The organism is Oryzisolibacter sp. LB2S, assembly GCF_040732315.1.
GTDB classification, from domain to species: domain Bacteria; phylum Pseudomonadota; class Gammaproteobacteria; order Burkholderiales; family Burkholderiaceae_C; genus Alicycliphilus; species Alicycliphilus soli.
In genome coordinates this window covers 849,342-868,656 of sequence record NZ_CP160388.1, presented here as the reverse complement: position 1 = coordinate 868,656, position 19,315 = coordinate 849,342, and the positions used below count along the sequence as shown (strand labels likewise).

The window sequence follows — 19,315 nt, the reverse complement described above, 5'->3', positions numbered from 1 at the left end:
AGGAGAACATGCCATGGCCCTGCCCCACGCCTCCCCAGGACAGATCGTTCGCCTGGACCCGCTGGGCGAGCGGTTGACCGAGTCCGTCTCCACGGCATTGTTCAAGGCCGCGCAGCTCGAGGTGGTGCGCCTGGTCCTGCCCCGCGGCCACACCATGCGCGACCACCGCGTGCAGGGCGAGATCACGCTGCACTGCCTGGAGGGCGTGATCGACCTCACCGTCGACGGCCGCACCCAGCCCATGCATGCGGGTGACCTGGTCTACCTGGCGGCAGGCCAGCCCCACGCGCTGCATGCCGTACAGGACAGCTCCCTGCTGCTGACCCTCTGCCTGCTGCCCGGCGTCTAGGCACCCCTGCCGCGTCGGCAAAACCCGCGGCGCACACATCATCGAATCCTGCCTGGGATCTGCACCATGCGGCGCGGCCCTCGTTCGCGCGTGCGCACCCGTAGGTGATAACCCGGGTGTTATAAGACTTATCGCATATCGAATATCGGGTGGCCGGGATGCGCACCCGCATCGCATGCGTGCACCATTGCACTCACGCCGGTGCGGCCCCGCCCGGCGCCCGATTCGCGCATCTGGATGGCCCCATGACGTACACCGCAACATCACCGACCGCAAGCCGCGGCATCCGCTTCTACCATCGCGGCGCCATCGTCACCGTCGAGGGGCAGCCGACCACGCGCTCGGTGCTCGACTGGCTGCGCGAGGACGCGCATTGCCGCGGCACCAAGGAGGGCTGCAACGAGGGCGACTGCGGCGCCTGCACCGTGGTGCTGGGCGAGCTCGACGCCGATGGCCATCTGCAGCTCGCCAACATCAACGCCTGCATACAGTTCCTGCCCACGCTCGACGGCAAGGCCTTGTTCACCGTCGAAGACCTGCAGGGCATGGCCCAGGGCGGCTGCGGCGCGAGCGGCCAGGATGGTGACCTGCACCCCGTGCAACAGGCCCTGGTCGAGTGCCATGGATCGCAATGCGGTTTTTGCACGCCGGGCTTTGCCATGTCGCTGTGGCACAGCTACGAGCGGCACCAGCAGGCCGGCACCCGGCCCACGCGCCAGCAGCTGGCCGATGATCTGTCGGGCAACCTTTGCCGCTGCACGGGCTACCGTCCCATACTCGACGCGGGCGAGCGCATGTTCGACCTGCCGGCGGCGCGCTTCGATCGTCAGGCCGTGGAGGCCGCCTTGCGCACCCTGGCCCAGGCACCGGCCCTGGACTACAGCGCGCCCAACCCCGCCGCGCCGGGCGGTCGCGTGGACCACTTTCACGCCCCGCGCAGCCTCGACGATCTGGCCGCGCTGCGTCTGGCCAAGCCGCAAGCGCGGCTGCTTGCCGGTTGCACCGACATCGGCCTGTGGGTCAACAAGCAGTTTCGCGACGTGGGCGATCTGATCTACATCGGCAACGTGGCCGAGCTCGGCATCGTGGAGGAGCGCGATGGCGCACTCTGGATAGGCGCGGGCGCCACGCTGGAGCAGGCCTGGGCGGCGCTGGCCGAGCGCGCACCGACGCTGACCGACGCATGGCTGCGCTTTGCCTCGGCCCCGATACGCCACAGCGGCACCATGGGCGGCAATGTGGCCAACGGCTCGCCGATTGGCGATAGTGCTCCCATACTGATAGCTTTGGACGCTTGTCTGGAGCTGCGCAAGGGCCCAAACATTCGCAAGCTGCCTCTTGCCGACTTCTACCTGGACTACATGAAAAACGACCTGCAGCCGGGCGAGTTCGTGCAGGCCATCGTCGTGCCGCTGGCGGCCTTTGCGCGCCAGGTGCGCGGCTACAAGGTCAGCAAGCGCTTTGACTGCGACATCTCCGCGCTGTGCGCGGGCATGGCCATAGCGCTCGACGGCGACCGGGTCACGAGCGTGCGTCTGGCCTATGGTGGCATGGCGGCCACGGTGCGCCGCGCATCCCATGCCGAGGCCGCGCTGCTCGGCCAGCCCTGGAGCCAGGACAGCGTGCGCGCCGCGCAGCAGGCGCTGGCCGAGGACTTTGCACCCATGACGGACATGCGCGCGAGCAGCCAATACCGCCTGAAGGTAGCGCAGAACCTGATCGAGCGCCTGTGGCTCGAGACGCGCAGCACGGCGCCGCTGACAGCCAGCCAGACCAGCGTGTTCAGCGTCATGCCGCATGCCGCGGTGGGCGCGTAAGGAGGCAGCACCATGAACAAGCCCGTACCCGGCCACCTGCTGAACCGCCCCGCCGCCTTCGCCCCTTACCAGGACAACCAGCGCCTGCGTCTGGACAGCGCCGCCGAGGCCAGCGCGCACCAGGCCGGGGCGCGCGTGGGCATCAGCCAGGCGCATGAATCAGCCCCGCTGCACGTCACCGGCGGCGCCACCTACACCGACGACATCCCCGAACTGGCCGGCACGCTGCACTGCGCGCTGGGCCTGGCGCCGGTGGCGGCTGGCCGCTTGCTCGGCGTGGACCTGGACGCCGTGCGCGCCATGCCCGGCGTGGTGCGCGTGTTCACCGCCGCCGACATCCCCGGCAGCAACGACTGGGGCTCCATCGTGCACGACGACCCCATCCTCTGTGACGGCGAGATCCGCTACCTGGGCCAGCCCGTGTTTGCCGTGGTGGCCGAGACGCGCGAGCAGGCGCGCCGCGCCGCGGCGCTGGCGAAAAAGGTGATCCAGACCGAGGCCGCCACGCCCGTGCTCACGCCCCAGCAGGCCCATGCGCGCGGCCAGTACGTGGTGCCGCCCATGCATCTGGTGCGAAGCAGCAGCGGCCTCGATGAGGCAGGCATCGTCGCGCGCATCGCACAGGCGCCGCACCGCCTGCAGGGCGAGCTGAGCGTGGGCGGGCAGGAGCAGTTCTATCTCGAGGGCCAGATCAGCTACGCCATCCCGAAGGAAGGCGGCGCCATGCATGTGCACTGCTCGACCCAGCACCCGAGCGAGATGCAGCACCTGGTGGCCCACGCGCTCGGCGTGCATGCGCACGCCGTGCTGGTGGAATGCCGGCGCATGGGCGGCGGCTTTGGCGGCAAGGAGTCGCAGTCCGCGCTGTTTGCCTGCATGGCCAGCGTGGCCGCGCAGCAGCTGCGCCGTCCGGTCAAGCTGCGCCTGGACCGCGACGACGATTTTCTGATTACCGGCCGGCGCCACTGCTTTTGGTACGAGTACGACGTGGGCTACGACGACGCGGGCCGCATCCTGGGCGCTGCGGTCACCATGGTCTCGCGCGCCGGGCATTCGGCGGATCTGTCGGCCCCGGTGATGACGCGCGCGCTGTGCCACTTCGACAACGCCTACTGGCTGCCCGAGGTCGCCATGCACGGCTTCTGCGGCAAGACCAACACGCAAAGCAACACCGCGTTTCGCGGCTTTGGCGGCCCGCAGGGCGCCATCGCCATCGAATACATCATGGACAGCATCGCGCGCAGCCTAGGCAAGGATGCGCTGGCCGTGCGCCGCGCCAACTTCTACGGCCAGAGCGAGCGCAACGTCACGCCCTACCAACAGACCGTGCGCGACAACGTGATTCATGAGCTGGTCGACCAGCTCGAGGAGCGCAGCAGCTACCAGGCGCGCCGCGCCGCCGTGGCCGAGTTCAACGCCACGAGTCCGGTGCTTAAGCGGGGCCTCGCGCTCACGCCGGTCAAGTTCGGCATCAGCTTCAACGTCAAGCACTTCAACCAGGCCGGAGCGCTGGTGCATGTGTACACCGACGGCTCCATCCTCGTGAACCACGGCGGCACCGAGATGGGCCAGGGCCTGAACACCAAGGTGGCGCAGGTGGTGGCGCACGAGCTCGGCGTGGCCTTTGAGCGCGTGCGCGTCACCGCCACCGACACCAGCAAGGTGGCCAACACCTCGGCCACGGCCGCGTCCACGGGCACCGACCTCAACGGCAAGGCCGCGCAGGACGCGGCGCGTCAGATTCGCGAGCGCCTGGCCGCCTGCGCCGCCGCGCGCCACGGAGGAAGCGCGGCCGACGTGCGCTTTGCCAACGACATGGTGGCCGTAGGCGGCAAGCAGATCGCCTTCGAGACCCTGGTGGGCGAGGCCTATCTGGACCGCGTGCAGCTGTGGTCCGACGGGTTCTACGCCACGCCCGGCCTGCACTGGGACAAGGAGCGCATGCAGGGCAACCCTTTCTACTACTTTGCCTACGGCGCGGCCGTGAGCGAGGTCGTCATCGACACGCTCACCGGCGAGTGGAAGCTGCTGCGCGCCGACGTGCTGCACGACGTGGGGCGCTCGCTCAACCCGGCCATCGACATCGGCCAGGTCGAAGGCGCCTTCATCCAGGGCATGGGCTGGCTGACCATGGAGGAGCTGGTCTGGCACCCGCAAACCGGCATGCTCATGACGCACGCGCCCAGTACCTACAAGATTCCCACGGCCAACGACTGCCCGCCCGAATTCCACGTGCAACTGTTCGAGGGCGCCAACGCAGAGGACTCCATCCACCGCAGCAAGGCCGTGGGTGAGCCGCCGCTCTTGCTGCCGTTCTCGGTGTTTTTCGCCATCCGCGACGCCATTGCCGCCGCAGGCAGGCCGGGCGCCACGCCGCCGCTCCAGGCCCCGGCCACCAGCGAGGCCATTCTGCGCGCGCTGGCCGCCGTGCAGGCCGGCTGAACTCCCGCCCATGCCCATGGATCCGCACCACGCCCCGCCGGTTGCCGCGTCCGCGAGTGGCGCGCAGGACCGCGCGCTGTTCGACCGCATAGACCTGCACCTGATCCGCGTGCTGCACACCGTGCTCACCGAGCGCAGCGTCTCGCGCGCGGCGCTGCGCTTAGGCATGCACCAGCCGGCGGTGTCCACGGCGCTCAAGCGCCTGCGCGAGCTCGCGGGCGACCCGCTCCTGGTGCGCAACGGCGCGCACATGGTGCCCACCGAGGCCGGCCAGCGCATGCTCGAGCCCGCTGCCAACGTGCTGCGCGCGGCCGAGACGCTGTTCACCGAGGCGCGCAGCTTCGACGCGCGCACCAGCCGCCTGACCTTTCGCATCGCGGCCAGCGACTACCTCGATCCGCTGTTTCTGCCGCGCCTGGTGGCCGACATCCAGCGCCAGGCGCCGCTGGCCAAGGTCGAGATCCATGCCCTCACGCGCGAGGGCGACTACCGCGCGCAGCTGGCCCTGGGCGAGATCGACCTGGTCATAGGCAACTGGCTGCAGCCGCCCGAAGACCTGCACATGGCGCGATTGTTCAGCGACGAGGTGGTCTCGCTCGTGAGCCGCGATCACCCCGCCGTGCGCCGCGGCTGGGACCAGGCCGCCTGGCTGGCCGCCGAGCACATCGCCCCCATGCCCACGCACCCGGGCGCGCGCGGCATCATCGACCAACTGCTCGACGGCATGGGCCTGCAGCGTCACATCGCCGCGCGCAGCGCCTACTTCGGCCTGATACCGGAGATGGTCGCGGGCACGCGGCTGGTGCTGACCACGGGCCGGCGCTACTGCGAGCGCGTGGCCGCCCGCCTGCCCCTCGTGCTATTGCCCTGCCCCATCGCCATGCCGCCGCTGCTGTACTACCAGCTGTGGCATGCGCGCAGCCAGCATTCGAGCAGCGCGCGCTGGCTGCGCGAGCGCACGCGCGATGCCATCGCGGCGCTGCAGCCGCAGGACAGCCACTTCCCCCCCACGCACCTCGCGCCACCACAACAAGCAAGGAGTGAAGCACCATGAGCGCCAAAGACCTGTCGGGCGTGCAAACCCCGTCCACCCCGACCCCGCCGGCCACGGGCCTGGCCGAGCGTTTGTTCAAGCTGCGCGAGCACGGCACCAGCGTGCGCACGGAGCTGATCGCGGGCCTGACGACCTTTCTGACCATGGCCTACATCATCTTCGTCAACCCCTCAATCCTGGGTGATGCCGGCATGCCCAAGGACGCGGTGTTCGTCGCCACCTGCCTGATCGCGGCGCTGGGCTCGGTCATCATGGGGCTGTACGCCAACTACCCCATCGCCATGGCGCCGGGCATGGGGCTGAACGCCTACTTCGCCTACGCCGTGGTGCTGCACATGGGCTTCACCTGGCAGGCGGCGCTGGGGGCGGTGTTCATCTCGGGCTGCCTGTTCCTCATCGTCACGCTGTTCGGCCTGCGCAAGCTCATCATCGACGGCATTCCGCAGTCGCTGCGCAATGCCATCACCGTGGGCATAGGCCTGTTCCTCGCGCTCATCGCGCTCAAGAGCGCGGGCATCGTCGTGGCCGACAAGGCCACGCTGGTCACGCTGGGCGACCTGCACTCGGCCCCCGTGATCCTCGCCGTGCTCGGCTTCATCGCCATCGTGGCGCTGGACAGGGCGCGCGTGCCCGGCGCCATCCTGATCGGCATCGTGGGCGTGACCATTGCCTCGTTCTTCTTTGGCGGCAACGAGTTCCGCGGGCTGTTCTCGGCCCCGCCGTCGATCGCGCCCACCTTTTTGCAGCTGGACATCCACACCGCGCTCACCAAGGGCCTGCTCAACGTGGTGCTGGTGTTCTTCCTGGTCGAGCTGTTCGACGCCACGGGCACGCTCATGGGCGTGGCCAAGCGCGCCGGCCTGCTGGTGCCGGGCAAGATGGAGCGCCTGAACAAGTCGCTGCTGGCCGACAGCAGTGCCATCTTCGCGGGTGCGCTGCTGGGCACGTCGAGCACCACGGCCTATGTCGAGAGCGCCGCGGGCGTGCAGGCGGGCGGGCGCACCGGGCTCACGGCGCTGACCGTCGCCGTGCTGTTCCTGGCCTGTTTGTTCATCGCCCCTCTGGCCGGCGTGGTGCCGGCCTATGCCACGGCGCCCGCGCTGTTCTTCGTCGCCTGCCTGATGCTGCGCGAGCTCACCGAGCTTGACTGGAACGATTCCACCGAGGTCGTCCCCGCGGCCGTCACCGCGCTCATGATGCCCTTCACCTACTCCATCGCCAACGGCCTGGCGTTCGGCTTCATCACCTATGCCGCGATCAAGCTGTTCACCGGCCGCGTGCGCGAGGTCCACCCCATGGTCTGGATCATCGCCGGCGTGTTCCTGTTCAAGTTCTTCTACATTGGGGGGCACTGAGCCATGTCCACGTCGATGCAAGCCTGGCGCGCACAGCTGCTGCGCTTCGATGGCGCGGGCCGGCCGCTGTACGACAGCGACGGCCTGCTGATCACGGCCCAGGGCGCGGACGGTGTGCGCCGCGTCGTCGATGCGGGCGCACATGACGCCGTGGCCGCGCGCCATCCGGGGCTGGCGGTCGAGCATCTGCCCGGCCGGCTGATTGCGCCCGGCTTCGTCGACATGCATGTGCACTACCCGCAGCTCGATGTCATCGGCTCGCCCGCCGACGGCCTGCTGCCCTGGCTGGAGAACTACACCTTTCCCGCCGAATCGCGCTTTGCCGACCCGGCCCATGCGGCCGAGGTGGCGCGCTTTTTCTTTGACGAGCTCGCACGCCACGGCGTGACCACGGCGCTGACCTTTGCCACCTCGCACCCGGCATCGGCCGAGGCCTTCTTTGCCGAGGCCCGGCGGCGCGGCCTGCGCATGATCGGCGGCAAGGTGCTGCAGGACCGCCACAGCCCCGACGGCGTGCGCGACGCCACCGAGCAGAGCCTGATCGACACCGAGGCGCTGATTGCACGCTGGCATGGCCAGGGCCGCCTGGGCTATGCGATCACGCCGCGCTTTGCGCCCTCCTGCTCGGACGCCCAGATGCTGGGCGCGGCCGAGCTCGCGCGGCGCCACCCCACGACCTGGATACAGTCACATGTGGCCGAAAACCGGGACGAGGTACGCTGGGTGCGCGAGCTCTACCCCGAGGCACGCTCCTACCTCGACGTCTACCGGCGCTTCGGCCTGCTGCGCCCGCGCGCCGTGTACGCGCATTGCATCTACCTGGACGAGGCCGACCGCCGGCTGATGCACGAGACCGGCACGGCCGCCGCCGTGAGCCCGACAAGCAACCTGTTCCTCGGTAGCGGCTTCTTCGACTATGCGGCGGCGCAGCGCCACGACATGCTGCACGGCCTGGCCAGCGACGTGGGCGGCGGCACGAGCTTCTCGCCGTTTCACACCATGCTCGCCGCCTACTACGTGGGCCGCGAGGGGCAGAGCAAGACCGGACTGAGCCTCGCGCCCTCCAACCTCTGGTGGCAGCACACGGGCGGCGCGGCGCGCGCGCTCGGCCTCGCCGGCACGATGGGCACGCTGCAGGACGGCACCGAGGCCGACTTCGTGATCCTCAATCCCCAGGCCACACCGCTGCTGGCGCGCAAGACGGCGCAGGCCGGCAACCTGGAGGAACTGCTGTTTGCCCTCATCGTGCTCGGTGACGACCGGCTCGTGGAGCGCACCGTCACGGCATGAGCTTCAGGCCGCCTGCTGTCGCCCCCCTGCATCACTTCTCACGCATCCCCCGCACCGTCGTCCCCAGCCCGTCCCCTCCCCCGTCATCCCCGCGAAGGCGGGGATCCATGCACGCCCCCAACAACCGTGGATTCCCGCGTTCGCGGGAATGACGGGGGGTACAGATATTGGGGTATTGGGCAGCAACGCCTTCAGGCCGCCTGCTGCCGCCCCGCGCGCCAGGCGCCGAAGATGGCGATCAGCCCCGGCACCAGGATCAGGCCCCAGATGATCTTCTCCAGGTGCTGGCGCACCCAGGGCAGGTTGCCGAAGAAGTAACCGGCCGTGGCGATGCCCAGCACCCAGATCACGGCGCCCGCGACGTTGTAGGCCGTGAACTTGGCGCGGCTCATGGCAGCCACGCCGCCCACGAAGGGCGCGAAGGTGCGGATGAAGGGCATGAAGCGCGCGAGCACGATGGTGATGCCGCCGTAGCGCTCGTAGAACGCATGCGCCTGGTCGAAGGCCTTCTTGTTGAACCAGCGCGAGTTCTCCCACTGGAACACCTTGGGGCCGAAGTAGCGCCCTATCTGGTAGTTGCACTGGTCGCCCAGGATGGCGGCTGCGAGCAGCAGCGCACAGGCGAGCGGAAAGTTCAGGAGCCCCGCACCGCTGAGCGCACCGACGATGAACAGCAGCGAATCACCTGGCAGAAACGGCATGACGACCACACCGGTCTCGACGAAGACGATGAGAAACAGGAGCGCATAGACCCAGGCCCCATAGCTGGCCACGAAGGCCTCCAGGTGCTTGTCCACATGCAGGATGAAATCGATCAGAAACGCAATGATGTCCACGGGCCGGGTCTCTTGGTTGTCGGGTTGCGGCGCGTACTGTACCCGCGACGCCATGGCGGCCGCCGACAGTCGACCATCGTCACCGGTGGCCGCTGGCAATTTCACACACTTGTTCGCATTTGGCTACCGAACGGCCGTACACACTTCACGCCCTGCCTGCACAGTGCAGGCATGCGCACCACTGTACCGGGCGCGCCTCCCCATACCCACTACTAAGGAATGTGTTTCATGATTCTGCATCGCACCTTCTCCGTCCGCGCCCTGGGCATTGCCGCCGCACTGCTGGGCGCCCTGGCACTGGGCGGCTGCGCCCATCGCCCGAGCAATGCCCAGATCGGCACGGGCGTGGGCGCCGTGGCCGGTGGCCTGGTGGGCAATGCCGTGTTCGGCTCGACGCTGGGCACCGTGGGCGGCGCGGCCGCCGGCGCCCTGATCGGCAACGAGGTCGGCAAGAGCAACGACCGCGGCCCGCGCCGCCATCACCGTCACTGAGACCCATGAGGCCATGGAGTCCACGGGGCCGGCACCTACAATCGCCGCGTGACCGCTCCCCCCCCCGACTCCCCCGCCTCCTCGGCCTCCCCCACCGCCGCGCCACGCCGCCCGATACGCGACCTGCCCGATGAGCTGATCAGCCAGATCGCCGCGGGCGAGGTGGTGGAGCGCCCGGCATCGGCCGTGCGCGAGCTGGTGGACAACGCGCTGGACGCAGGCGCCAGCCAGATCACCGTGCGCCTGCTGGCCGGCGGTGTGCGCCTGATTGCCGTCGAGGACGACGGCCAGGGCATCCCGCAGACCGAGCTGCCCGTGGCGCTGCGCCGCCACGCCACGAGCAAGATCAGCAACCTGCACGACCTCGAATCGGTCGCCACCATGGGCTTTCGCGGCGAGGCGCTGGCCGCCATCGCCTCGGTGTCCGAGATGGCGCTGCTCTCGCGCACCGCGGAGCAGGCCAGCGCCTTCATGCTCGACGCGCGCAGCGGCGAGCTGCGCCCCGCGGCGCGCAGCCGAGGCACGACCGTGGAGGTCAAGGAGCTGTTCTTCTCCACCCCCGCGCGGCGCAAGTTCCTGAAGAGCGACGCCACCGAGCTCGCCCACTGCGTGGAGGCCGTGCGCCGCCACGCGCTCGCGCGGCCCGACGTGGGCTTTGCCATCTGGCATGAGGGCAAGCTGGTCGAGCAGTGGCGCGCCACGCTGGCCCCGGATGCCGACGAGGCCGCGCAGCAGCAGGCACTCGAGCGGCGCCTGGCCGACGTGCTGGGCGAGGACTTCATCGCCAACTCGCTGCCCGTCCAGCTGCGCCTGGGCGCCGTCACCGTCACGGGCCGCGCGGGCCTGCCGGACGCCGCGCGCTCGCGCGCCGACCAGCAGTTCTGCTACGTCAACGGCCGCTTCGTGCGCGACAAGGTGCTGACGCACGCCGCGCGCAGCGCCTACGAGGACGTGCTGCACGGCCAGAAGCAGCCCGTGTACGCGCTCTACGTGCAGATCGACCCGCAGCGCGTGGACGTGAACGTGCACCCGACCAAGATCGAGGTGCGCTTTCGCGACAGCCGCGAGGTGCACCAGGCCGTGCGCCACGCCGTGGAGAACGCCCTGGCCGCGCCGCGCGCGCAGGCGCTTGCATCTGTTTCTGTAGCGCCTGCCGCTTCACTGGCGGGTGATTCAGAAAAAAAATTGCATCAAACGCCCATATGGCAAGCGCAAACAGCTATCAAATTTGATGAGCGTGCGGGCCACAAGGTATCCGACCTGCAGGCGCTGTGGGGCGCGCCGACGACTCCCGCGCAGCCCCCGGCACCCGCCACGGACGTCATGCCGCGCGCGGCAATGCCTGTCGTCGCCGCCGCCACCGCCAGCGGCAATGCCCCCGCCGCGCCACCAGCAGACACCAACTGGCCGCTGGGCCGTGCCGTGGCGCAGATCCACGGCGTGTACATCCTGGCCGAGAGCGCCCAGGGCATGGTCATCGTGGACATGCACGCGGCGCACGAGCGCATCGTCTACGAGCGCCTCAAGGCCCAGGTGGACCAGGGCGCGCGCATCGCCAGCCAGCCCCTGTTGATCCCCGCCACCTTCGCCGCCACGCCCGAGGAGGTGGCGACGGCCGAGGCCCATGCCGACACGCTGGCCCTGCTGGGGCTGGAGGTCGTGCCGTTCTCGCCTCGCACCCTGGCCGTGCGCGCCGTGCCCACCCCGCTCGCCCAGGGTGACCCGGTGGAGCTTGCGCGCAGCGTGCTGGCCGAGCTGGGCCAGCATGACGCCAGCACCGTGGTGCAGCGCGCGCGCAATGAGATCCTGGCCACCATGGCCTGCCATGGCGCGGTGCGCGCCAACCGCCGCCTGACCATCGACGAGATGAACGCCCTGCTGCGCCAGATGGAGGTCACCGAGCGCTCCGACCAGTGCAACCACGGCCGCCCCACCTGGCGCCAGCTCACGATGAAGGAGCTGGACGCGCTGTTCCTGCGCGGACGCTGAGGCTCAGTCGTCGCGCGCGGCCTTGGCGTGATCGGGGAAGTCGGCGAACACGCCGTCCACCCCCAGCTCGTAGAACAGCCGGTACTCGGCCTTGGGGTCGCCACGGAAGCTGGAGGCCAGGCGCCGCGCCTCGCTGCGGAAGGTGTAGGGGTGCACCATGAGCCCCACGGCATGGGCGTTCTTGACCACGTCGGTGGCGGCCATCATCACGCGGTCGCGCTCGTCGATCCTGCCGTCGCCGTTGAGGTCGTCGGGCTTGCCGTCGTTGTTGGCATCCACCTGCTTGGACGGGATCAGGTACGGCTTCCACGGGCCTATGCCGTCGGCGTAGGTCTTGACCTCTTTCAAACCCTCGGGCGTGAGCAGGCTGGCAAAGGTGCGCGCGTCACCGGCCACGGCAAAGTCGTAGGGTTTGTCGTAGGGTGCTGTCAGGTCCATGCTGCCGTCGGGGTTCACGTCGTAGGCGTCCACCAGCTGCACCAGACGCACCTGGGTCTTGCTGCGCAGGTACTTGAGGTTGGACACCTCAAACGACTGCACGATCACCGGAGACGTCTTGCTGGTGTAGCCGTAGGCCTTGAGGATGGCAAGCAGCCGGTCTTCCAGCGGCAGGCCCAGGTTGGCATGGTAGGTGGGGTGCTTGGTCTCGGGGTAGACGCCGATCGTGCGGCCCAGGCGCTTGCCCTCCTGCTGGGCCAGGTCGATCACCTCCTCGAGGGTGGGCACCTGGTACTTGCCGTTGTGGCTTTGGTCACGCTCGGCCATGGGCTGGACGGCGCGCAGGGTCTTGAGCTCGGCCAGCGTGAAGTCGGAGGCAAACCAGCCCTCCTCCTCCACGCCATCGACCACCTTTTTCGTTTTGCGGCTGGCAAATTCGGGTCGCTGGGCCACGTCGGTGGTGCTGGTGATGTTGGGCTCGTGGCGCGCCACCAGCACGCCGTCCTTGGTGGCCACCAGATCGGGCTCGATGAAGTCGGCGCCGAGTTCGATGGCCTTCTTGTAGCCCTCCAGCGTGTGGTCGGGCAGATAGCCGCTTGCGCCGCGGTGCCCGATCACCAGCGGCTTGCTGCCGTCGAGCGTGGGGTAGGACTCTCCATCGCTGCCGCCGCACGCGGCCAGCGCCGCCACGGCCAGCAGCGAGACCGCCATCGCCTTGATACCCGTCGCCTGCATGGTTTGCTTCTCCAGTCTGATTGAAACGCTCAATGTGACATGGCCATGTGACAGCCACAAGACGGTCATTCGCCCCATTTGAGGGCAACAAAACGCACGGCGACAGTGCATGCAAGGAAAACCTGTGCCCGCTTGTGAGGCGCAATGCCCAATTTGGTGCATAGCGGCATGCTTTTTTGGCATAATCGCGTGCCGCACCGCAGCATGCGTCCCGCCTTCCTCGTTTTCCCTGTTGAAAGATCGTTTATGAAGTACCAATCCGTGGGCCAATTCCTGGAACAGCTCGCCCAGCGCAACCCCGGTCAGCCTGAATTCCTGCAGGCCGTGACCGAGGTCATGGAAAGCCTGTGGCCGTTCATCGAGAAGCACCCACGCTACGCCGAACAGGGCCTGCTCGAACGTCTGGTCGAGCCCGAGCGCGTGATCATGTTCCGCGTGTCCTGGTTCGACGACCATGGCAACGTGCATGTCAACCGCGGCTACCGCATCCAGCACAACATGGCCGTCGGGCCGTTCAAGGGCGGCATTCGCTTCCACCCCTCGGTGAATCTGTCGGTGCTCAAGTTCCTGGCTTTCGAGCAGACCTTCAAGAACGCGCTGACCACCCTGCCCATGGGCGGCGGCAAGGGCGGCTCGGACTTCGACCCCAAGGGCAAGAGCCCGACCGAGGTCATGCGCTTCTGCCAGGCCTTCGTGACCGAGCTGTTCCGCCATGTCGGCCCCGACACCGACGTGCCCGCGGGCGACATTGGCGTGGGCGGGCGTGAGGTCGGCTTCATGGCCGGCATGTACAAGAAGCTCGCGAACAACTCCGCCAGCGTGTTCACGGGCAAGGGCCTGTCGTTCGGCGGCTCGCTGATCCGCCCCGAGGCCACGGGCTACGGCTGCGTGTACTTCGCCCAGGAAATGCTGGCCACGCGCGGCCAGGGCCTGGAGGGCAAGACCGTTTCCGTCTCCGGCTCGGGCAACGTGGCCCAGTATTCGGTGGAAAAGGCCATGCAGCTCGGCGCCAAGGTGGTCACGGTGTCCGACTCCTCTGGCACGGTGTACGACCCGGCGGGCTTCACGCCGGAAAAGCTCGCCATCCTGATGGACGTGAAGAACCACCTCTACGGCCGCGTGAACGACTACGCCGCCAAGGTGGGCGCCGAGTTCCTGCCCGGCAAGACGCCCTGGCATATCCCCGTCGACGTGGCACTGCCGAGCGCCACGCAGAACGAGCTCAACGAGCAGGACGCGCGCACACTGATCGCCAACGGCGTGCAGTGCGTGGCCGAGGGCGCCAACATGCCTTCGACCAACGAGGCGGCCAAGGCCTTCGAGACGGCGGGCGTTCTGTATGCGCCCGGCAAGGCAAGCAACGCCGGCGGCGTCGCCACCTCGGGCCTGGAGATGAGCCAGAACGCCCTGCGCCTGTCCTGGCCGCGCGAGGAGGTTGACGCACGCCTGCTGCAGATCATGAAGAGCATCCATGGCGCCTGCCTGCAGCATGGCAAGCGTGCCGACGGCAGCGTGAGCTACATCGACGGCGCCAACATCGCCGGCTTCGTCAAGGTGGCCGACGCCATGCTGGCCCAGGGCGTGGTCTGATCCTGCCCCTTGCACTGCGCGCACCCGCGCGCGGTGCGCCCTGCCCTACAGGGCCAGCGTCCGGCGCCAGGGCAGGTCACCGAATGCCTCGTAGTGGGCCACGATGAGCAGGCGCCGCGGCTCGCCCGGCAGCTCGGCCTCGGCGCGAAGGGCTGCCGTCAGATAGGCGATGGAGCTTCTGTCGAGCGCAGCGACGGGCTCGTCGATCAGCGTCAGCGGCGCGCCACTGGCCAGGGCCGCGGCCAGCAGCACCTTGCGCTGACTGCCCGTGGACAGCTGCGACATGGCCTTGTGCAGATGGGGCTCGAGCCCAAAGCCGGCAACATGGCTGTCCCATTCCCGCTCCGACCACGCTGCATGGGCGCGCCGGCAATCCTCCATCCACACCAACGGCGTCATGCCTTCCGGCCAGGGCGCACGCGGATCACGCCAGAACACCTGGGCGCGATGGTCCTGAGGACGCTCTTCGGCACCGACACCGTGGAAAAGCACCTGCCCCGACTCGGGGCGGACATCGCCTGCGATCAGGCGCAGCAGACTCGTCTTTCCCGCGCCATCGCCACCCAGGATCAGTGACAGGCCGGTGGGAAAATCGGCCGTCAGCCCCGCGAACAGGGGCGCGCCGCCATGACCGAACCGCAGTTGCCTCAGCTCCAGCGCGGCAGCCAAGTCGGCATGGCCCGGCGATCGTTGATTCACAGACATTGGCTCTCCCTCATGCGCCTGCACTTTCTGGATTTTGACTATAGCGAGGACATGGAAGCCACCTCGACCTGGGACGCGGTGGCCAGCGTGCCCGCCTCGCGCCTGCCACAGTTGCTGGGCGAGGTCAGCGCCCTGCTCGCGTGGGCGCACGCGCAGTTCGGCCCCTTGCGCGGCCCCGTGGAATCCGGCGGTCTGTGGGACTATGACCTGCAATGCGAACGCGAGGGACAGCCGCTCGCCGCCATGCATTACGACCCGGAATCGGGGCAATTGCTGCCTGCGCCCCAGCCTGAACCCGACGAACGGGTGAGCGTGACCTTGTCGCTGGCCGGCGGCCCGGCGTTTGCCCAGGCGTTCAACGCCGAGTTCACCCCCGAGTCATGATGCGCAGCCAGCGCTATTGCAGGGGCTCCTTGGCCACCTCCGGCAGCAGCAGGGGCAGCACGGCAATGCCCTCTTCGAGCAATTCCACCGTCTGCTCGGGCGTGGCCTGGCCGCGGATGGCGCGCTCCTCGATCTCGCCGTAATGCATGCGCCGCGCCTCCGAGGCGAAGCGCTGTCCCACGTCTTCGGTGCGCGCCATGACCTGTCGGGCCATGTGCAGCCAGGCGGCCTGCAGCGCCTGAGGCGACGCATCGGCGGGGAGTTCAGGAGCGGACACCTGCCGCCTTTCCTCGGCCGCAGTGGAGGCTGCATGCAGGTTCAGGCGCGGTGCGCTCAGGCCCTTGCGGATCTCGCCGCTGCCGCACATCGGGCATTGCACCAGCCCCCTGGCGAGTTGGGACTGATAGTCTTCCTCACTGCCGAACCAGCCCTCGAAGGCATGGTCGCTCGCGCACAACAGATCCAAGACTTTCATGATCGTCCCCGTCAGTCGCCGCCCGGACGCCACCGTCCGCGATGCAGCAGGTAGCGATAGACGAATCCCGGAAACGCCAGTGTAATGAACAGGGCCGCGGTGACGGCGTAAAACTCCCAGCCCTGCGGGGCGATCTGTCCCGCGCGCTTCTCGATGAAGAGGGCCAGCGCACCGACCACAAAGTACAGCAGCAGCATCTCGAGCGCTCGCACATAGAACGGTTTGCCGTTCCTCGCGCGGGCGCCCACGATCAACCAGCGATCATTGAGAAAAGGAAGATTGGCCGCCACGAAGGCGGCCAGGATCACGAGCCAGATGGCCGCGTTCTGGGTCATGGACAGGACTGAGGATCAGGTCAGGTCGCCAGCGCGCGAACGATGGCGTCGGCGCAGAGGGCCATGAGGCCGCCGGGCACCACGCCGAGGATCAGGATCAGCGCGCCGTTCACGGACAGCACCACGCGTGCGTCGAAGGGTGCGGACACGGCACCAGCCGTCAGCGGCGCATCGAAATACATCACCTTGACCACGCGCAGATAATAGAAGGCGCCGATCAGCGACATGACGACGGCAAACACCGCAAGCGCGATATGGAGGGCATGGCCCGAGGCCACCAGGGCCTGCAGCACGGACAGCTTGGCGTAGAAGCCCACGAGCGGAGGAATGCCCGCCAGCGAGAACATGCACACGGCCATCACGCCGGCATAAAGCGGGCTGCGCTGGTTCAGGCCCGCCAGGTCGGCGATTTCGTCGCTCTCGAAGCCCTCGCGGGCCAGCATGGCAATCAGCCCGAATGCCGGGAGCACAGTCAGCACATAGGTGACGATGTAGAACATCGCCGAGCTGTAAGCCGCCTCGGCGGCGTTCGCATCAACCATGCCGTTGACCACCCCGGAGAGCAGCCCCAGGAACAGAAAGCCCATGTGCGAGATGGTCGAGTAGGCCAGCATGCGCTTGAGGTTGGTCTGCATCACACCCGCCACATTGCCCACGAGCAAGGATGCGAACGCCAGCACCGCAAGCATCTGCTGCCAGTCGATCGCCAGCGGCAGCAGGCCATCGACGAGCAGGCGCATCGCCATGCCGAACGCGGCGAACTTCGGCGCGCTGCCGATGATCAGGGTGACCACGGTCGGCGCGCCGTGGTAGACGTCAGGAATCCACATGTGGAAGGGCACAGCGCCGAACTTGAACGCAAGGCCTGCCACGATGAAGACCACGCCGAACACCAGGATCTGATGGCGGATCTGGCCTGCGTTGATCGCCTTGAACACCTGACCGATGTCGAGGGACCCGGTCGCGCCGTAGACCATCGACAGGCCATAGAGCAGAAAGCCGCTGGCCATGGCGCCGAGCACGAAATACTTCATCGCGGCCTCGGTGGCCGTCGTGTGGTCCCGGCGCAATGCCACGAGCGCATAGCTCGAAAGCGTCAGCAGCTCCAGCCCCAGGTAGATGACCAGGAAGTTGTTGGCCGAGATCAGCACGCAGATACCCAGCAGGCCGAGCATGGTCAGGGTGAACAGCTCACCGCCGCGCAGCATGTCGCGGTCACCGGCATAGGGACGCCCGTAGACCAGCGTGGCCATCAGGGACAGGGTGGCAAAGCACTTGAGCCAGTTGCCCATGGCATCGCTGACCACCATGTTGTTCCAGCCGTAGAAGGTGTTGCCGCTGCTGGCGTACATGCCCTGAAGGGCTGCGACCACGGCCAGGGTGAGCATGGTCAGAACATAGGTGCCGGTACGGCGGGCGCTGCTCACCCCCAGATCGACGAGCGCGATCACGCAGGCCATGACCAGAAGCACGATCTCGGGGTAAATCGCCAACCAGCTGATGTTGTCAATCATCTTGTTTCTCTCGCTTCGCTAGTCGGTCAGTTCAGCTTGGATTGCGCCACATGCCTGAGCAGTTCGGCGACGGACACATCCATCACGTCGGTGAAAGGCTTGGGATAAATGCCCATGTAGAGCACGGCAATCGCCAGCACGCCCAGCACCAGGAACTCGCGTGCGTTGATGTCGCTCATGCCGCGCACGTTGTCGTTGGTCACGGGCCCGAGGTAGACGCACTTGTACATCCACAACGAATAGCTGGCGCCGAGGATCAGTGCCGTGGCGGCGCCCAGTCCGGTCCAGAAGTTGAAACGCACGGAGGCGATGATCACCATCCACTCGCCGATGAAGCCGGCCGTCGCGGGCAGGCCGCAATTGGCCATGAAGAACAGCAGCGCGAACGCGGAGAACTTGGGCATCCGGTTCACCACACCGCCGTAGTCCGCGATCTGGCGCGAGTGCAGGCGGTCATAGAGCACGCCGATGCACAGGAACATGGCGCCCGAGACGAAGCCGTGCGCAATCATCTGTGCGAGGCCACCCGACACGCCCAGGTCATTGAAGATGAAAAAGCCCAGCGTCACAAAGCCCATGTGCGCGACCGACGAGTAGGCCACGAGCTTCTTCATGTCCTTCTGCACGATGGCCACGAGCCCCACGTAAATCACCGCGATCAGGGAGAACGTGATCATCAGCCAGGCCCATTCGTGCGCGGCATCGGGCGCGATGGGCAGGGAAAAGCGCAGGAAGCCGTAGGCGCCAAGCTTGAGCATGATGGCGGCCAGCACCACGGAGCCGCCCGTGGGCGCCTCCACGTGCACATCGGGCAGCCAGGTGTGCACCGGCCACATCGGTACCTTCACGGCAAACGCCGCGAACAGGGCAAAGAACAACAGCGTCTGCGCCGTAGCGCCCAGGGGGAGCTTGTGCCAGGACGCGATGTCAAAGCTGCCGCCTGCCTGGTTGTACAGGTAGATGAAGGCGATCAGCGTGAGCAGCGAGCCCAGCAGGGTGTACAGGAAGAACTTGAATGCCGCGTAGATCTTGTTCGGCCCGCCCCACATGCCGATGATGAGGTACATCGGAATCAGCGTCGCCTCGAAGAAGACGTAGAACAGCATGCCGTCGAGCGCGCAGAACACACCGACCATCAGACCGGACAGGATCAGGAACGCGGCCATGTACTGATAGACGCGCTCCGTGATGGATTCCCACGAGGCAATGATCACTATGACCGTGATGAAGGCCGTCAGGGGAACGAACCACATCGAGATGCCGTCCACCCCCAGGTGGTAGTGCATGTTGAAGCGCGCGATCCAGGGCGCCTTCTCGACGAACTGCATCGCCGCCGTGCCGGTATCGAAGCCGCTGATCAGCGGCAATGTGACCGCCAGTCCGAGCAAGGATCCGATCAAGGCGATCCAGCGTACCGCCGGTGCATGTCTGTCACTGCCGAAGGCAAGCAACAGGACGCCGAAAACGATGGGCGTCCAAATGGCTAGACTCAACAAACCCATTTGTTATTCGCTC

17 protein-coding genes are annotated in these 19,315 nt (G+C 67.6%); 10 read left to right on the top strand and 7 right to left on the bottom strand.

What is annotated here, in order from left to right; translation table 11 throughout:
• The first annotated feature begins 13 nt into the window (after window positions 1–13).
• The 6 genes from ABUE11_RS04100 to guaD all read left to right on the top strand — a co-directional run bounded on the left by ABUE11_RS04100 (window position 14) and on the right by guaD (window position 8,307).
• Entirely contained in the window at window positions 14–349 is a 336-nt protein-coding gene (locus ABUE11_RS04100) for a cupin domain-containing protein (RefSeq protein WP_367067809.1), read from the top strand.
• 245 nt (window positions 350–594) lie between these two features.
• Window positions 595–2,166 (top strand): xanthine dehydrogenase small subunit, encoded by a 1,572-nt coding sequence (gene xdhA, locus ABUE11_RS04095; RefSeq protein ID WP_367067808.1) that lies wholly within the window; start codon window positions 595–597, stop codon window positions 2,164–2,166.
• 12 nt (window positions 2,167–2,178) lie between these two features.
• On the top strand, window positions 2,179–4,608 hold the full coding sequence (gene xdhB, locus ABUE11_RS04090) for a xanthine dehydrogenase molybdopterin binding subunit (RefSeq protein ID WP_367067807.1): 2,430 nt from the start codon (window positions 2,179–2,181) through the stop codon (window positions 4,606–4,608).
• A 16-nt stretch (window positions 4,609–4,624) separates the two neighbouring features.
• On the top strand, window positions 4,625–5,662 hold the full coding sequence (locus tag ABUE11_RS04085; protein ID WP_367068741.1) for a LysR family transcriptional regulator: 1,038 nt from the start codon (window positions 4,625–4,627) through the stop codon (window positions 5,660–5,662).
• Window positions 5,659–7,017, top strand: coding sequence for an NCS2 family permease (locus ABUE11_RS04080; RefSeq protein ID WP_367067806.1), 1,359 nt, complete (start codon window positions 5,659–5,661; stop codon window positions 7,015–7,017). Before ABUE11_RS04085 ends, ABUE11_RS04080 begins: the two co-directional genes overlap by 4 nt.
• 15 nt (window positions 7,018–7,032) lie before the next feature.
• Entirely contained in the window at window positions 7,033–8,307 is a 1,275-nt protein-coding gene (guaD, locus tag ABUE11_RS04075; protein WP_367068740.1) for a guanine deaminase, read from the top strand.
• A gap of 191 nt (window positions 8,308–8,498) precedes the next feature.
• Here the strand turns inward: guaD and ABUE11_RS04070 are convergent, their stop codons facing one another.
• Entirely contained in the window at window positions 8,499–9,143 is a 645-nt protein-coding gene (locus ABUE11_RS04070; RefSeq protein ID WP_367067805.1) for a DedA family protein, read from the bottom strand.
• A gap of 228 nt (window positions 9,144–9,371) precedes the next feature.
• Between ABUE11_RS04070 and ABUE11_RS04065 the strand changes: the two genes are divergently transcribed.
• Both ABUE11_RS04065 and mutL read left to right on the top strand, forming a co-directional pair.
• A complete protein-coding gene (locus ABUE11_RS04065; RefSeq protein ID WP_367067804.1) occupies window positions 9,372–9,635 on the top strand; it encodes a glycine zipper 2TM domain-containing protein in 264 nt (87 codons plus the stop codon).
• Window positions 9,636–9,683: 48 nt separating this feature from the next.
• The gene (gene mutL, locus ABUE11_RS04060; protein WP_367067803.1) at window positions 9,684–11,624 is read left to right on the top strand and encodes a DNA mismatch repair endonuclease MutL; all 1,941 of its coding nucleotides are present in this window, start codon (window positions 9,684–9,686) and stop codon (window positions 11,622–11,624) included.
• 3 nt (window positions 11,625–11,627) lie between these two features.
• Here mutL and ABUE11_RS04055 read toward each other — a convergent pair whose 3' ends face one another.
• Complete coding sequence (locus ABUE11_RS04055) at window positions 11,628–12,797, bottom strand: glycerophosphodiester phosphodiesterase (RefSeq protein ID WP_367067802.1); 1,170 nt, start codon at window positions 12,795–12,797, stop codon at window positions 11,628–11,630.
• 246 nt (window positions 12,798–13,043) lie between these two features.
• On the opposite strand from ABUE11_RS04055, the gene gdhA reads away from it, so the two are divergent.
• Window positions 13,044–14,387 carry an NADP-specific glutamate dehydrogenase gene (gene gdhA / locus ABUE11_RS04050; protein WP_367067801.1) on the top strand — a complete coding sequence of 448 codons (1,344 nt, stop codon included), beginning with the start codon at window positions 13,044–13,046 and terminating at the stop codon, window positions 14,385–14,387.
• A 45-nt stretch (window positions 14,388–14,432) separates the two neighbouring features.
• Here the strand turns inward: gdhA and ABUE11_RS04045 are convergent, their stop codons facing one another.
• Window positions 14,433–15,092, bottom strand: a complete 660-nt coding sequence (locus ABUE11_RS04045) for an ATP-binding cassette domain-containing protein (protein ID WP_367067800.1) — start codon at window positions 15,090–15,092, stop codon at window positions 14,433–14,435.
• A 51-nt stretch (window positions 15,093–15,143) separates the two neighbouring features.
• On the opposite strand from ABUE11_RS04045, the gene ABUE11_RS04040 reads away from it, so the two are divergent.
• The gene (locus tag ABUE11_RS04040) at window positions 15,144–15,476 is read left to right on the top strand and encodes a hypothetical protein (RefSeq protein ID WP_367067799.1); all 333 of its coding nucleotides are present in this window, start codon (window positions 15,144–15,146) and stop codon (window positions 15,474–15,476) included.
• A gap of 13 nt (window positions 15,477–15,489) precedes the next feature.
• On the opposite strand, the gene ABUE11_RS04035 is transcribed toward ABUE11_RS04040, so the two are convergent.
• Genes ABUE11_RS04035 through ABUE11_RS04020 form a run of 4 tightly spaced genes read right to left on the bottom strand, consistent with a single transcriptional unit; the run spans window position 15,490 to window position 19,302 of the window.
• Entirely contained in the window at window positions 15,490–15,951 is a 462-nt protein-coding gene (locus tag ABUE11_RS04035) for a DUF1178 family protein (RefSeq protein WP_367067798.1), read from the bottom strand.
• Between the two features lie 11 nt (window positions 15,952–15,962).
• Window positions 15,963–16,286 (bottom strand): DUF2818 family protein, encoded by a 324-nt coding sequence (locus tag ABUE11_RS04030; RefSeq protein ID WP_367067797.1) that lies wholly within the window; start codon window positions 16,284–16,286, stop codon window positions 15,963–15,965.
• A 20-nt stretch (window positions 16,287–16,306) separates the two neighbouring features.
• Window positions 16,307–17,800 carry an NADH-quinone oxidoreductase subunit NuoN gene (gene nuoN, locus ABUE11_RS04025; protein WP_367067796.1) on the bottom strand — a complete coding sequence of 498 codons (1,494 nt, stop codon included), beginning with the start codon at window positions 17,798–17,800 and terminating at the stop codon, window positions 16,307–16,309.
• 26 nt (window positions 17,801–17,826) lie between these two features.
• On the bottom strand, window positions 17,827–19,302 hold the full coding sequence (locus ABUE11_RS04020) for an NADH-quinone oxidoreductase subunit M (protein ID WP_367067795.1): 1,476 nt from the start codon (window positions 19,300–19,302) through the stop codon (window positions 17,827–17,829).
• Window positions 19,303–19,315 lie beyond the last annotated feature (13 nt).